The organism is Rhodococcus yananensis (assembly GCF_020515525.1).
GTDB classification, from domain to species: Bacteria; Actinomycetota; Actinomycetes; order Mycobacteriales; family Mycobacteriaceae; genus Rhodococcus; species Rhodococcus yananensis.
Genome location: NZ_JAIYEP010000036.1, coordinates 26,298 through 41,292 on the forward strand (window position 1 = coordinate 26,298; position 14,995 = coordinate 41,292).

Here is a 14,995-nt window from a genome sequence, read left to right on the forward strand (position 1 = left end):
GTGCGCCTCTTCCTGGCGTCCTACCGGTTCGGAGCCGATCCCACGCGCTTCACTCGGCTCACGCGCGGTCCGGGACCGGTGGCGGTGATCGCCAACGCGGCGGACGCGTGGCCGGCGCGGGCACGCGAGGCTGCGGTGACCAGTGAACTCGGGCCGCTGCGGTCGCTCGGATACACACCGACGGAGGTGGATCTACGCGAGTTCCGCGCCGACCCCGACGGGTTGCGCACGGTGCTGGGCCGATTCCCGACGGTGTGGGTGCGCGGCGGCAACACCTTCGTGCTCCGCGCGCAGCTGGCACGCTGCGGCGGCGATGTCGTCCTGACCGAACTGGTCTGCGGCGGCCACCTCACGTACGGCGGGTACAGCGCGGGCGCGTGCGTGGCGACACCCACCCTGCACGGTCTGGAGTTCTCCGACGATCCCGCGGAGGTCGCGGTGGCCGGCGCCGGGGCCGTGCACTGGGACGGGTTGGGGTGGGTCGAGCATGCGATCGTCCCGCACGCCGACGGATCGCCGCTCGGCGACGAGGGCGTCGAGCGGACCGTGGAACATCTACGGACGGCGTCGATTCCGTTCGTCGCATTGGGGGACGACGAGGTGATCGTCGTCGACGACGACTCCGCACCGGCGAGCGGTAAGGTCGTGAGCATGTCGAACAACACCGATGAGTCCACCGTCCGCCTCGAACACGAGCCGTCCGACACCCGGTTCGCGCTGTACATCGACGATGCGCTCGCCGCGTACGCCGAGTACACGCAGCACGGTGACCTGCGGGACTTCGACCACACCGTCACCGAAGCGGACTTCCGCGGGCGCGGACTGGCCGGTCGGGTCGTGAAGTTCGCGCTGGACGCCACTCGCGACGAGGGGTTGAAGATCGGCGCGTCCTGCTCGTACGTCGAGAACTTCGTGTCGAAGAATCCCGAATACCGGAACTGACGAACAACCGCGTCACACGGTCACGTCGCGGCGGCCGAAGCCCACCGCTCCCGCGACCAGCAGCACGACCGTCACGGCACCGAGCACCACCAACGGTGTGGCCGTGACCTGCTCGTACGGCACGAGAGGCACGTGCCCGAACGGCGACAGGTCCCGCGCCCACGCCGGCAGGTTCAGCAGGTCACCGAACCACGCGACGAACACCGCGTACACAACGGGAATCCACGCGAGGTTCACGGCGCGCGGCACGATACCGAGGAGCGCGACGGCGATCGCGAAGGTCAGCAGAACGGCGGGTGCGTAGGCCAGGGCTGCGCCACACATCTTCCCGATCCAGCCCGGTTCGCCGATCGCTGCGGCCATGCCCAGTCCGGTGGCCGCCCCGATGATCGTCAGGGCCACCACCGATTGCACGGCGATCACCAGCACGGCCCATCCGAACGTCGACACACGCGGAGTACCGGTGACGATCACCAACCCGAGGCGGCCGTCGACCTCGTCGACGTGCAGACGTACCACCGCCGACACCGCGAACGCCGCAACGCCGACGACGAGGAACAGCAGAATCGTGGCACCGAACGACGCGGTGAGCGAATCGGCGTCGCCGCCGAGCCAGTCGACGATGTCGGGCACGTCCGAGACCATGTCCTGCACCGAGTTCGCCAGGGTCCCCATGGCGAGACCGAGCAGCGCGAGCGCCACGGTCCAACCCAGGAAACTGCCGCGCAGCAGCCGCCACACCGGCCCGGGCGGCGACAACAGTGCCGCCGAGGCCCGGTCCGGTCCGGGTTTCGGTGCCCGCAGTCCCGCTCCGAGATCGCGACGCCTCGACAGCGCCACGGCGATCACCAGTTGCGCAACGATCGCTGCGACGGACAGCAGCAGTGGCCACCACCGCAGATCCACGTAGAGCCGCGTCTGCTGCGCCCACGCGATCGGGGACAGCCAGGACAGCCACGAGCCGGTCGCGTCGATGATGTCGCCGAAACCGCGGATCAGGAACGCCAAAGCCAGGACCGCGAGTGCGGTGCCCGTCGCCGCCCGGGAATGTTCGCTGATCTGCGCGGTCACCGCGGCGACCGCACCGAACACGAGTCCGGTGAGTGCGGCGCCGACACCGAACGCCACCGACCCCGCTGCCTCGAGTCCCGCCGCGACGAGTGCGGCGGCGATGCCGGCACCGACGACGAGGTCGGCGACCGCCACCGACACCAGTGCCGCGGCCGGGGGTGCGAACGGCCCGACCGGCAGTGCCCGCAGCAGTTCGAGCCGCCCGGCCTCCTCCTGCGCCCGGGTGTGCCGGACCACCAGCAGGATGCTCATGATCGCGACCGCCACGAACACCGTCAGGCTCAGTTCGTTCGCGGTCATCGCGCCGAGCGTGTAGTCGTCGACGCCGTAGGCAGGACCGGTCATCAGGACGACGGCGGGGTTGTCGAGCAGTGCGGCGCGGGCCTGGCGGGCGGTGGCGTCCGGGTAGACGGAGTCCAGGCTCACGACCGTCGACCAGACGGTGAACGTCAACGCCAGCGTCCACACGGCGATGCGGACCCGATCCAGCCGCAGGTACAGGCGCAGCAATCGCCCGGCCCCGGTGAACGCTCCCGTGTCGGCGACGGTGTCCCGCTGCAGCGCGGCGGTCATCGGGACCCCACCTGCTCGGACGCGTCCTGTTCCGCGCCGTCCTCGTCGGGGGTGTCGCCGTAGTGCCGCAGGAACAGTTCTTCGAGGGAGGGCGGAGTGATGGTGAGGTTCGCGAGATCGAGATCGGCGAGCGCGTGCAGCACGGGGGTGACGGCGGTGTTGTCGACGTCGAAGGCGAGGTGCCCGTCGTCGTGGGTCAGGTCGTGCACGCCGGCGAGGTCGGTGAACCCCTGGGGCAACGTCGGCACGGTCGCACGCACCGACGATCGGGTCAGATGCCGGAGCTGCGCGAGCGTCCCGGATTCGACGTCGCGTCCGGACCGGATGATGGTCACGGTGTCGCAGAGTTTCTCGACCTCGGCGAGGATGTGGCTCGACAGCAGTACCGTGCGGCCGCGGTCGCGCAGGCGGCGGACCTCGTCGGTGAACACCGCCTCCATCAGCGGATCGAGTCCGGAGGTCGGTTCGTCGAACAGGTACAGCTCGACATCGGAGGCGAGCGCCGCCACCAGCGCGACCTTCTGCCGGTTTCCCTTCGAGTAGGTGCGGGCCTTCTTCGTGGGATCGAGTTCGAATCGTTCGAGGAGTTCGTCGCGCCGACCCGCGGATCCGCCGCCGCGGATGCGGGTGAGCAGGTCGATGATCTCGCCGCCGGTGAGGGTGGGCCACAGGTTGGTGTCGCCGGGGACGTACGCGATGCGTCGGTGGACGGCCACCGCATCGGTCCACGGGTCGTGCCCGAGTACCCGCGCCGATCCCGAGTCGGCGCGCAGCATGCCGAGCAGGACGCGGATGGCGGTGGACTTCCCGGCACCGTTGGGTCCGAGGAATCCTGCGACCGTGCCGGTCTCCACGCTCATGGTGAATCCGTCGAGTGCGCGGGTGGTGCCGAAGGTCTTGACGAGATCGCGGGTGTCGATTGCAACGTCCATGATGAGCACCTCGGTGGTGGGTGGATGGGGCGGCAGTCCCGGGCCGTCAGGTCGATGGCGTTCCGGCCGTCAGGTACCCGTCGAGCAGGGTCGAATCGGTGAGCAGGGGTCGGGTGTACAGCTCGAGCAGCGGGAGGGTCATGCGGTCGGTGTACGCGCGCAACCATGCGGGCAGCGCATCGAGGTCGAGGGGTTCACCGGGGCCGGGCAGTTGCAGGACGAGCGCTCCGACGGCGAGTTCGACGAGGGCGCGTGCCCGGCCGGCCGGGTCGAGGCTCGGTGTGACGGTACCCGCCGTGACCGCGTCGGCGAGGTAGTTCTCGGTGTCCGCGACGAGCCGGTCGAGGAACCCTGTCGCGATGGGGCCGCCCGCCTGCAACGACCGCAGCACGTACCCCACGAGCGACGCGTACGCCTCGATGTGGTCGATCTGCTCGCGCAGGACGTGCGCGCCCGCCGGACCGAGCGCAGCGACCTTCAGGGTGTGGATGCGTTCGAGAACGTAGTTGTCGCAGTGATCGCGTAGCCCCGCGCGTGATCCGAAGTGGTGCACGATCAACGACGCGCTCACGCCGCTTTCCGCGGCGATGGTCCGCAACGGCACGGTGACGCCGTTCCGGGCGACGCACGCGATCGCCGCGTCCCGGATCCGGGCACGCGCGGTGAGGTCGCCGGGAACCGGCTCACCGTCCGTCGCTGAACGCATGTTCCAACAGTTGCACATGTGTTCAATCGCGTCAACGGTGGGACCGCGCGGATCAGGTGAATCCCATGACCCGGTCACCCCACACCTGCCGCATCTCCCGGTCGGGATCCGCGACGACCGTGTCGCGCGCATCGATCAGCAGGGTGAGCCGGTCGCCCGGTTCGTACGGCGGCCAGTGCCGCGACCCGTCCAGCGCGGCCGGAACACCGTGTCGCGCGAACGCCAGCCACCGTCGCTGCACCCGGCCCGCCACCTCCGAGGCGCCCTTGCGGCCCCCGAGCCAGAACGTCGGATCACGCCCGAGCGTCCCGAAATTACCGAATACATAAGGCAATTCGGTGGCATGCGCCGCACCCAGACGTGTCGCCTTCAGGATCGGGGTCGCGTGATCGAACCGGTACACCCAGGTCGGTGAGTGCCGGGCGTGCGCTTCCGCGACCCACAGCACCGGCATCCGGAACGCCGCGTCACGCGACAGCGCCATCGCACCGCTCGCCTTGGGCAGATCCGGGTACGCCGCCACGATCTCCGCGAGCCGCTCCGGGTCCAGGTCCGGACGGTCGGACGCGAGCGCCTCGAGCATCGCGTGCACCGCCGTGGCATCCACCGGCATCAACGGCGAGTTCATGAACCGGAAGATCGACGGCTCGTCCCGGTTCGACCCGATGATCAGTGGCACACGGTGCGACAACCCCTTCTGGAAGGCGGCCACCGGATACTTCGGCACCAGGTCACGGTCGACGACCGGCGCCATCGCCAAGGTCCCCGGCACTCGGGTGGGGATCTCCCCGACGAGGGTCTCCCCCGCGGCGACGAGCTGCTCGTACGGCAGCGACCGCAACGTCGCCACGGCCACCCGAGGGACGTCGAGGATCTCGAGGAACCGTTCGGCGACCGTCGCCGCGCGCTCGCTGCCGTACACCGACGTCGCGGGCGGCGACTGCGCGATCGCCCGGTGGAACAGTCCCTCGGCACGCGGGACGGTGAGCAGGGTCGTCACCGATCCACCGCCGGAGGATTCACCGAAGAGCGTGACGTCGGCGGGATCACCACCGAACGCGGTGATGCAGTCGCGGACCCACTCGAGTGCCGCGATCTGGTCGCGCAGTCCGAGATTCGACTCGAAGGTGCAGTCGGCCGTCGACAGCGAAGACAGATCCAGGAAGCCGAGCGCGCCCAACCGGTAGTTGACGGTCACGACCACGACGTCGCCCGTCTCGCACAGGTGCCGACCGTCGTAGATCTTCTGCCCCGAATAGCCGAGGACGTAGGCGCCGCCGTGGATCCACACGAGCACGGGGCGCAGTTCCCCGTCCGGTTCCGGCGCCCAGATGTTCAGCGACAGGCAGTCCTCACCCGGCGTCATGTCCGGTGTGATCGCGATCGGTCCGTCGGGACTCTGCGGCGCGATCGGTCCGTACCGCGCGCAGTCCAGCACACCGTTCCAGGGCTCCGGCGCCTCGGGAGACCGGAAACGGCCGTCTCCCGCGGTGCTCCCCGCATAGGGGATCCCCTTCCAGACGTACGTGGCGCCGTCGCGGTACCCGCGGGCCTGCCCGTACTTGCAGTCGACGACGAGAGTCTCTGCGTCCACCTGTCCTCCCCTGTCCGAGGCGAGCGACCGGCTCGCGCACCCACCGAACCGCGCACCCACCGAATTCCGACTCCTCGAATCTACCGACGTGGCCGCGTGCCGCGCCGAGTTCCCGCAGCACCGGGACCCACACCCTCTCCGGCCCCAGCACCGCGAGGTGCTATCGTGCCTTCCGACCGACACGGGGTGCTCCGCGCGCAGCGGGGCTGAGATCACACCCGCCGAACCTGATCAGGTAATGCTGACGAAGGGATGTTTCGGGATGACTGTGCCTGCACACGATTCACCCACCGAACGCTTCACCGACGTCCTGTGGGACCGCACCGAGGTGCTCCGCAAGGCCGTCGACGACCTCGAGTTCCTGCGCCGTCTCGGCGACGGCACGCTGGAGCCGGAGGCGTTCCGTTTCTACATCGAACAGGACGCCCTCTATCTCGCGGGCTACGCCAAGGCCCTCGCCCTGCTCGCCTCGAAGTCGCCGGACGCGGTCACCGGCGCGTTCTGGGCGACCAGCTCGGCGACGGCCGCGACCGAGGAGTCGGTCCTGCACCGCGACCTGCTCACCGGTGGTGCGCTGCCGCCCGCGGACGGCCCCGCCACCCCGTCCCCGGCGTGTCTCGGGTATGTGTCGTACCTGACGGCGACGGTCGCCACGGAGCCGTACCCCGTGGGCGCCGCCGCGGTCCTTCCGTGCTTCTGGATCTACGCGGAGGTGGGCCGTGATCTGGCCGCCCGCGCCGCGGACGTCCTCACCGCCGACCCGACCCACCCGTACGCGCGGTGGGTCGCCACCTACGACGACCCGGCGTTCCACGAATCCGTTGCCCGAGCACGCGAACTCGTCGATGCGGCCGGAGCGGCCGCCACCGACACCGAACGTGCGGCGATGATCGACGCGTTCGTCGTCGCCACCCGATACGAACTGCTGTTCTGGGCCACCGCGCTCGATACGCAGTCGTGGCCGGCGTCATGAGACTCCGCAGCCGGCTCGTCGCGGCCGCCCTCGCACTCGTCACCCTCGGCGCCGTGTCGTCCTGCGCGAGCGACGATTCGGACGACACGATCCGATTCGCGCTGGACTGGACTCCCAACACCAACCACACCGGGCTGTACGTGGCGATGCAGGAGGGTCTGTTCGAGGACGCCGGGCTCGACGTCGAGATCCTGCCGTTCAACGACGCGCAACCGGAGTCCCTCGTCGACGCCGGCAACGCGGAGTTCGGGATCTCGACGCACCAGGGGTCGACGCTCGCTCAGGCAGCGGGCGCCCGCAACATCGCCGTGCTCGCGCCGTTGCAGCAGTGGGCGACCGCCATCGCGGTACGCGCCGACCGCGCGGATCTGGCCCGACCGGCCGACCTCGACGGGAAGACGTACGCCGGGTTCGGTGACCCCGGTTCGTCGCGTGTTCTCGCCCAGGTGATCCGCAACGACGGCGGGCGCGGGGAGTTCCAGGAGGTCGCGCTCGGCACGTCCGCGTACGAGGCCGTGTACTCGGGGACCGCCGATTTCACCGTCTCGTATCTGGCGTGGGAGGGCATCGAGGCCGAGCACCGGGGTCTGCCGATGCGCTACTTCTCGTATCACGACCACGGTTTCCCCGACGCGTACTCGATCGTCGTCGACGGCAACCGGGAGTGGCTCGCCGACAATCCCGACCGCGCCCGCGCGTTCGTCCAGGCATTGCAGCGCGGATACGAGATCGCCGCCGACGACCCGGATCGCGGGGCACGCGCGCTGCTGGACGCGAATCCCGGCGCGTTCACCGACGAGGAACTCGTGTTCGAGAGCCAGCGGATGCTCTCGGAGGGCTACATGCGCGACGACCAGGGCCGCGTGGGCACCCTCGATCCCGAGAAATGGGCGGGTTTCGCGTCGTTCCTGTTCGAGCAGGGCCTGCTCACCGGCCCCGACGGTGCTCCGCTCACCGACGAACCCGACTGGTCGACGTATGTCACCGACGACTACCTCACCGACTGAACAGGCGGTCCGCAGCGCACCGCGGTCCGTTCCGGCCGGTCTGCGCCTGGCCCTGCCCACCGTCGTGGTCGCCGCGGCCGTGATCGCGCTGTGGCAGGTGTACGTGACAGCAGCGGACGTGCGGCCGCAGGTGCTGCCGTCGCCGGTGCGGGTGGTGACGCAGGGCTGGGCGCATCGCGGCGACCTCGCCGCCCACACCTCCTCGACGCTGCAGGTCACGCTCATCGGGTTCGCGGTGTCGCTGACGGCGGCGTGGGCGCTGGCGGTGGCCCTCGACTTCTCGCCGTGGTTGCGGCGCGCACTCGTGCCACTGTTCGTGGTGTCGCAGACACTGCCGATCATCGCGATCGCGCCGCTGATGATCATCTGGTTCGGGTTCGGGTTGCTCCCGAAGATCCTCGTGATCGCGCTGGCGACGTTCTTCCCGATGGCGATCGGGCTGATCGAGGGATTCGCCGCCGCCGACCGGGAGGCCGGGCAGTTGCTGCGGAGCATGGGCGCGTCCCGCGTCCAGGTGTTCCGGTACGTGCGTCTGCCGTCGGCCCTGCCGCGTTTCTTCACCGCCCTCCGCATCGGGATCACGTACGCGGTGGTGGGGGCGGTCTTCGCCGAATACGTCGGCGCGACCTCCGGACTGGGCATCTACATGGCGATGCAGAAGAACTCGTTCCGCACGGATCTGGTGCTCGCAGCGGTCTTCGTCACGGCCACGGTGTCGCTGATGCTCTATCTGCTCACGTATGCCGTCGAACGTGTCGTCGCGCCGTGGGCGTCGACCCCGAAGGAACACCGATGACCGAGAAACCAGGGGTGCGGGCCGAGCCCGCGGTGACCGTGTCCGGGGTACGGCGACGATTCGGCGGCAACCGGGTCCTCGACGGCATCTCCTTCGACATCGATCCCGGCGAATTCGTGTCGGTGATCGGGCCGAGCGGCTCCGGGAAGTCGACACTGTTCGGTCTCGTCGCCGGCCTCGACACCCCCGATTCGGGAACCGTGTCGATCGGTGGCGTACCGGCCGCGGCCGGGCGCGCCGCGTTGATGCCACAGAAGGATCTGCTGTTCCCGTGGCGCACGGTGCTCGACAACTGTGCGCTCGGGCTCGAGGTGCAGGGATGGTCGCGGGCCCGCGCCCGCGACCGCGCACGGGAACTGTTCCCGGCGTTCGGCCTGTCCGGATTCGAGGACGCCCGCCCCGGCGCACTCTCGGGCGGGATGCGTCAGCGCGCTGCGCTGGCCCGCACCGTGGTGCAGGGCCGCGAGCTGATGTTGCTCGACGAGCCGTTCGGTGCACTCGACTCCCTGACCCGCACCGACATGCAACTGTGGTTGCAGGACGTGTGGGGCCGCGAGCGTTGGACGGTGCTGATGATCACCCACGACGTGCGGGAGGCCCTCCTGCTGTCGGATCGCGTGCTGGTGCTGTCGCCGCGACCCGCGCGGATCCGGCACGACGTGCGGGTGCCGCTGCCGCGCCCACGCTCGCTCGACACCCTCACCGATCCGACATTCCTCGCGCTCGAGCACGAACTCGTCTCCGTCCTGCACGGAGCGCATCCCGCGGGCATATCGAATCCGTAACACGCGGCGCCGCCACCTGCGCCGTCCCGTTCGACCGAATATCCATCCGATCACGTACCGCACGGTCGGTCCGGTTCCGGGCGTACCGTCGTGCATCCGTACATCGAACACCGTTCGATATCGCTCGCACCGCCCGGCGGTGCCGGGACGAGGAGGTGCGTGGTGAGTACCGCTGTGCAGATGTTCGGCCCCGCCCCGACATCGCCGCTGGTACGGGAGTTCGCCGGCGTGAGCCTCCCGTCGCGGGCGTTGAGCCTGTCGGTCCGCTCGACCGTGCGGCCGTTTCTCGACGCGTGGGCGTCGGCCCCGACACTGCCGTGGCCGACACCCCTCGTCGACCGGCTGGCGTTCCCGCTGACTCCGGTCTCGGGCACCCGGCGGCATGCCGTCGAGTTGGAGTCGTGTTCCGCCGAGTTCCTGCGCGCTCCCGGAGCGACCGGCCCAGTCGCGATCCTGTACCTGCACGGCGGAGCGTTCCTGTGCTGCGGCCTGTCGACGCACCGGCAGCTCGTGTCCAGGATCTCCGCTGCGGCTGCCGCACCGGTGCTCGCGGTAGGGTACCGGATGCTGCCCGGTCATCCGATCCGACGAGCCCTCGAGGACGGTCTGGCGGGCCTGCGGTGGCTGCTCGACCGTGGATTCCCCATCGGGCGGATCGTCGTCGCCGGCGATTCCGCGGGCGGGTTCCTCGCCTTCTCCGTCGCCCACGAGGCACTCCGGCTCGGTCTCGGCCGCTGCGCCGGGGTGGTGGCGATGTCGCCGCTGACGGACCTCGATTCGCGACGCAAGGTCGACCACCCGAACGCATCCCGGTGTGCCCTGTTCCCGCGCCGCGCCGTGCCGGTGCTGACGCGGCTCGTCGAGCGCGCCGAGCAGACCGCCCACACCGAGCCGGTGACCTCGCCGGTGGATCTGGACGTCACCGGGATGCCTCCGACGCTGATCCAGACCGGATCCGAGGAGATGACGTTCGTCGACGCCGAGGTGATCGCACACCGGCTCGCTGCCGCGGGGGTCCACACGGAACTGCAGGTGTGGGAGAAGCAGGTGCACGTGTTCCAGGCCGCGGCGTCGGTGGTCCCGGAATCCGGTCAGGCCATCGCACGGATCGGGACCTTCGTCCGCGCTCTCGGGTGACGCCCCCCGATGTGAGCTGTCGAACACCGGCACGTCGTGTCGCATCCGGCGCGAGCCCGCGCCCGGCTGTACTGTTCGGATCGGTCGCGGCCCTCGGCCGACGGCCGTCTCGTCTCCTCTGACACGAAAGGTACAGCGTGAGCACTCTCAACGCGGGCCAGAGCCTCTCCGTGGGCCAGGAACTGAAGTCGGACAACGGCGCGTACACGCTGACGCTGCAACAGGACGGCAATCTCGTGCTGTCCGAGGGTGGGCGACCGGTGTGGGCCGCCGGGACGAACGGGTCCGGCGCCGTGCGGGCGACCGTGCAGGACGACGGAAACTTCGTCCTCTACGCCGCCGACGACAAGCCCGTGTGGGCCTCGCAGACCAGCGGCACCTCCGGTGTGCGTCTGAGCGTGCAGGACGACCGCAACGTCGTGCTGTACTCGGGTGACGGCAAGCCGGTGTGGGCGAGCAACAGTGTCGCCCCGAAGACCGACGCCGCCGCTGCTCCCGCTCCGGCCGCGGAGCCCGCTCCGGCGGCGGAGCCCGCCCCGGCCGCCCGCACCTACACGGTCGAGTCCGGCGACACCCTGTGGGCGATCGCCGAGCGCTTCTACGGTGACGGCAGCCGCTACCAGAGCATCGCCGACGCGAGCGGTGTCGCGAACCCGGATCTGATCCAGCCGGGCCAGGTGCTCACCATCCCCTGACCGGAGCGCACCGCACGGCACGGACCGTCCCCGCCACCGACACGGTGGCGGGGACGGCCGTTTCCGGTGATCGTTCACACCTGCGACGCGCGTCCGCAGCCGAGCGCACTGTCGGTGGCTGCCGCTAATGTTCTGCTGCACGGGTCCGGCGAGGCGAGACGAGGGAAGGGGACGGTCGTGACCGAGGGGCAGAACCGATTCGACCGCGACGTCGCGCTGGCTTGGCGCGACTTCCGGCGCAGGCTGGCCGATCACGTCGCGGCGATGCAACCCGACGACGGTCTGGTCCTCGAGCCGCTGGCGGAGGAGACGTGCGGCCCGGTCGGGCCGTGCGTCCAGTTCTACGCGTGGGGGTCGGGCCAGGTGCGCTGCGAGGTTCCGTCGAACGCCCACCTGTGCGACGAGCGGCAGCTGCGCACACAGGACGAACTCCTGCTGCTCGAACTCGGCTGGCGGGCACCGTCCCGCGGGCCGGCCGACCCGGAGGACGACGGTTCCCCCGCCTTCTGGATGGATCGCCCGTCGGCCTGGGCCGATCAGCTCGCCGAAGTCGCCGTCACCGTGCTGCGCGAGGTGTGGGGCGTTCCGCACCCGCTGTTCCTGCGCGCCGAAACCTTCGGCCCCGGCGGTGCCGGTGCCTTCGCTCCCCCGACCCCGGCGCCCGAGACCGCTCCGCCGTTCGCCGTCGACGCGGCGATCGCCCCGCTCGACGCCGACCACCTGAACCTGCTGATCGAACGCACCGTCGCCGACCGGGTGGGCGATGCACCGGTGCGGGACGAGGACGGCGACCTCGTCCTGTCCGTCTCCGGTGTGCTCGTGTTCGTCGGCGTCTCCCCCGGTGGCGGAGTCGTCGACGTGCTCGCCCCGGTCGTGCATTCGGTCACGGGTCGCACCCGGGCGAGCGAGGTCCTCGCCGATCTCAACCGGCAGTGGCCCCAACTGAAGTTCGTTCTGGTCGACGATCGTGTCGCGGTGGTCGACCACATCGCAGCGTCCCCGTTCGTTCCCGCGCACCTGCTCGCGTCGCTCGACCGGATCTCCGCGTTCCTGCATTCCCTCGACGCCGGGTTCGCCGCGCACCTCGGTGGTCTACCGATGCGCGACCACCCGTCGGCGTTCCCCACCGACCGCGTCCCCGACGTCGGCGAGGACGACTCGCCGTGGACCCCGGAGGTCGAGGCCGACCTCCCGATGGCATTGCTCGCGCTGCGCGACCTGCACGCGGAGGACCGGGCCGAGGCGGAACCGCCCGGCCTCGCCGCGCTCGGCGACTGGGAATCCGCGCGACTCGAGCACTTCCTCGATCTGAGTACCGAGCAGCACATCGGGTGGACCACCGAGGCACTGGACCGGGCCGCCGCCGGCGACCCCGACGGGACGGTCGAGGCCGACGCGAAGGCATTGGAATGGGAACGGACCACGCGGGCGCTGTCGCAGGCACTCGACGACCTCGAACGGCAGGCCACGCCGCGGCCGCGTCGTCGACGTGCGGCCGCGTCGAACAACCCGGAGCAGCCCGGGCTCTTCGACATCCCGGACGAACCGACCCTGTTCGACGGCCCCGGCGACTGACGACGCCCTCCCCTCCCCGGGTGCGAGCGACCTCCCCCGCGTGCGAACACCCCCCGGGTGCGAACACCCCCGGGTGCGAGCGAATGTATCGTTCAGTCCATTGATCGAGACGAGCGATACATTCGCTCGCAACGGGTTTCGCGCCCCGCCCCGGCGCGACGGCGGTTGCGGTGCTGCCGCCCGAGCGGATTGCTGGCATGATTGCGGTCCGTGGCCTCGTCGCAGAAACTCCACGAACTCGCCGCGCATCACGGGGTGTCGGGCACCTACCGCGGTTGGGACGACCTCGACCATCGGGTCGCCGACGACACGCTGCGGCGCATCCTCGCGGCGCTGGACGTTCCGGCCGCCACCGATGCGGAGATCGACGCGTCGCTCGCCGACGTGCCGAATCTGCCGTGGCGACGGCTGTTGCCACCGTCCCTGGTGGTCGTCGAGGGAGACGATCGCACCTTCCCGGTGCACGTACCGCACGGTGATCCGGTGTCGGTGTGGGTGGTCGCGGAGGACGGCAGTGAGATCGACGCCGAGCAGCTCGACGTGTGGGTGGACCCGCGCGAGGTGGACGGACGGTTGACCGGTCGGGCGACGTTCGCCGTTCCGCGTCTGCCCCTCGGCTGGCACACCGTGCATGCCCGCACCAACGACGTGGAAGCCACCGCCGCTCTCGTGGTCACTCCCGCGCGGCTCACGACCGCCGACCGGCTCACCGACGCGCGCCGGTGGGGGCTGGCCGCGCAGCTCTACTCGGTGCGCTCCCGCCGCTCGTGGGGAATCGGCGACTTCGCCGATCTCGCCGACCTCACCGCCGTCACGGCGGCGCACGGCGGCGACTTCGTGCTGATCAACCCGGTACATGCCGCCGAGCCGATGCCCCCGCACGAGCCGTCCCCGTACCTGCCGTCGTCGCGACGGTTCGTCGACCCGCTGTATCTGCGGGTCGAGGACGTGCCCGAGACGGCGTATCTGCCGGCGAAGCACCGCAAGGTCCTCGACGCGCACGCGAAGGCATGCGCGAAGGCGAACCGGAAGTCGCGACGGCTCGATCGCGACACCGCCTTCCACGCCAAACTCGATGTGCTCGAACGGGTGTACCGGGTGCCGCGTTCACCCGCCCGACAGGCCCGCTACGCGAAGTTCTGCGCCGACGGCGGCGAAGGCCTCGACGATTTCGCACTGTGGTGCGCGCTCACCGAGAAGTTCGACCGACGCACGAAACACACCGGCTGGGACCCGCGGGCCCACTCCCCCGACGCCCCCTACGTCCGTCACCGTCGTGCAGCGCTGGCCGAGCGGATCGACTTCCACCGCTGGCTGCAGTGGCTGTGCGACGAGCAACTCGCCGCGGCGCAGGACGCGGCGCGGAACGCGGGCATGGGTATCGGGATCGTGCACGACCTCGCGGTGGGTGTGTGCCGCGACGGCGCCGACGCATGGACCCTCGGGGACGCCCTGGCCGCCGGGGTCACCGTCGGCGCGCCACCGGACGACTTCAACCGTCGCGGCCAGAACTGGACGCAGCCGCCGTGGCGTCCCGACCGCCTCGCGGAGTTGGGTTACCGCCCCTACCGGGATGTGCTGCGGTCGGTGTTGCGGCATGCCGGTGGTGTCCGCGTCGACCACATCCTGGGACTGTTCCGCATGTGGTGGGTGCCGGACGGTGCCGCTCCCGCCGACGGCGCGTACGTCCGCTACGACCACGACGCGATGGTCGGGATCCTCGCGCTCGAAGCGCACCGTGCCGGAGCGGTCGTCGTCGGCGAGGACCTCGGTGTCTTCGAGGGGTGGGTCCAGGAGTACCTCGCGGCCCGCGGGATCGCGGGCACGTCGATCCTGTGGTTCGAGAAGGACGGTGACACGCCCCGGGCGCCCGAGGACTACCGCCGGTTGTGCCTGACGTCGGTGACCACACACGACCTGCCGCCGAGCTCGGGCTACCTTGCCGGCGACCACATCTCCATTCGGTCGCGCTTCGGTCTCCTCGACGGCGATCGCGACGTCGAACTGGCCCGGGCCGCGGTCGCGCGCGACGCGGTGCTCGCCCTCGCCCGCGCCCGCGGGTTGCTCACCGACGATCCGGACGGCACGCATCCCGACCGCCTGGTCGAGGCGCTCCACCGGCTCGTGGCGGCGAGCCCGTCGGTGCTGCTGGCGTTGTCGTTGGTGGATGCCGTCGGCGAACGTCGCAGCCAGAACCTGCCGGGGACCG

General features: G+C 70.4%; 13 protein-coding genes, 1 pseudogene and 1 riboswitch. Of the genes and pseudogenes, 10 read left to right on the forward strand and 4 right to left on the reverse strand.

Annotated elements, in window-relative coordinates:
* Positions 1–624 (forward strand): annotated as a pseudogene (locus LDQ05_RS10890) (Type 1 glutamine amidotransferase-like domain-containing protein); the annotation flags it as partial.
* A 27-nt stretch (positions 625–651) separates the two neighbouring features.
* Positions 652–942, forward strand: coding sequence for a GNAT family N-acetyltransferase (locus tag LDQ05_RS10895; protein ID WP_226436991.1), 291 nt, complete (start codon positions 652–654; stop codon positions 940–942).
* 12 nt (positions 943–954) lie between these two features.
* Here LDQ05_RS10895 and LDQ05_RS10900 read toward each other — a convergent pair whose 3' ends face one another.
* From LDQ05_RS10900 to LDQ05_RS10915, 4 genes are read right to left on the reverse strand one after another with little or no spacing between them, the layout of a single operon-like run.
* Positions 955–2,586 (reverse strand): ABC transporter permease, encoded by a 1,632-nt coding sequence (locus LDQ05_RS10900; protein WP_226436978.1) that lies wholly within the window; start codon positions 2,584–2,586, stop codon positions 955–957.
* A complete protein-coding gene (locus LDQ05_RS10905; RefSeq protein ID WP_226436979.1) occupies positions 2,583–3,518 on the reverse strand; it encodes an ABC transporter ATP-binding protein in 936 nt (311 codons plus the stop codon). Before LDQ05_RS10905 ends, LDQ05_RS10900 begins: the two co-directional genes overlap by 4 nt.
* 46 nt (positions 3,519–3,564) lie before the next feature.
* On the reverse strand, positions 3,565–4,224 hold the full coding sequence (locus LDQ05_RS10910; protein WP_226436980.1) for a TetR/AcrR family transcriptional regulator: 660 nt from the start codon (positions 4,222–4,224) through the stop codon (positions 3,565–3,567).
* Between the two features lie 52 nt (positions 4,225–4,276).
* Positions 4,277–5,818, reverse strand: a complete 1,542-nt coding sequence (locus LDQ05_RS10915; protein ID WP_226436981.1) for a carboxylesterase/lipase family protein — start codon at positions 5,816–5,818, stop codon at positions 4,277–4,279.
* A gap of 172 nt (positions 5,819–5,990) precedes the next feature.
* Positions 5,991–6,088: riboswitch (TPP riboswitch) on the forward strand.
* Between LDQ05_RS10915 and LDQ05_RS10920 the strand changes: the two genes are divergently transcribed.
* The 8 genes from LDQ05_RS10920 to malQ form a co-directional block, all read left to right on the forward strand.
* Positions 6,081–6,791 (forward strand): TenA family protein, encoded by a 711-nt coding sequence (locus tag LDQ05_RS10920; RefSeq protein ID WP_226436982.1) that lies wholly within the window; start codon positions 6,081–6,083, stop codon positions 6,789–6,791. Its footprint overlaps the riboswitch before it by 8 nt.
* Complete coding sequence (locus tag LDQ05_RS10925; protein WP_226436983.1) at positions 6,788–7,798, forward strand: ABC transporter substrate-binding protein; 1,011 nt, start codon at positions 6,788–6,790, stop codon at positions 7,796–7,798. Before LDQ05_RS10920 ends, LDQ05_RS10925 begins: the two co-directional genes overlap by 4 nt.
* On the forward strand, positions 7,770–8,594 hold the full coding sequence (locus tag LDQ05_RS10930) for an ABC transporter permease (RefSeq protein WP_226436984.1): 825 nt from the start codon (positions 7,770–7,772) through the stop codon (positions 8,592–8,594). Before LDQ05_RS10925 ends, LDQ05_RS10930 begins: the two co-directional genes overlap by 29 nt.
* Positions 8,591–9,379, forward strand: coding sequence for an ABC transporter ATP-binding protein (locus LDQ05_RS10935; protein WP_226436985.1), 789 nt, complete (start codon positions 8,591–8,593; stop codon positions 9,377–9,379). Before LDQ05_RS10930 ends, LDQ05_RS10935 begins: the two co-directional genes overlap by 4 nt.
* A gap of 162 nt (positions 9,380–9,541) precedes the next feature.
* On the forward strand, positions 9,542–10,516 hold the full coding sequence (locus LDQ05_RS10940) for an alpha/beta hydrolase (RefSeq protein WP_372461078.1): 975 nt from the start codon (positions 9,542–9,544) through the stop codon (positions 10,514–10,516).
* Between the two features lie 137 nt (positions 10,517–10,653).
* Positions 10,654–11,211, forward strand: coding sequence for a LysM peptidoglycan-binding domain-containing protein (locus LDQ05_RS10945; RefSeq protein ID WP_226436986.1), 558 nt, complete (start codon positions 10,654–10,656; stop codon positions 11,209–11,211).
* A gap of 177 nt (positions 11,212–11,388) precedes the next feature.
* The gene (locus tag LDQ05_RS10950) at positions 11,389–12,786 is read left to right on the forward strand and encodes a TY-Chap domain-containing protein (RefSeq protein WP_226436987.1); all 1,398 of its coding nucleotides are present in this window, start codon (positions 11,389–11,391) and stop codon (positions 12,784–12,786) included.
* A gap of 210 nt (positions 12,787–12,996) precedes the next feature.
* Positions 12,997–14,995 (forward strand): 4-alpha-glucanotransferase (malQ, locus tag LDQ05_RS10955; RefSeq protein WP_226436988.1); only part of this gene is annotated, 1,999 nt, incomplete at its 3' end.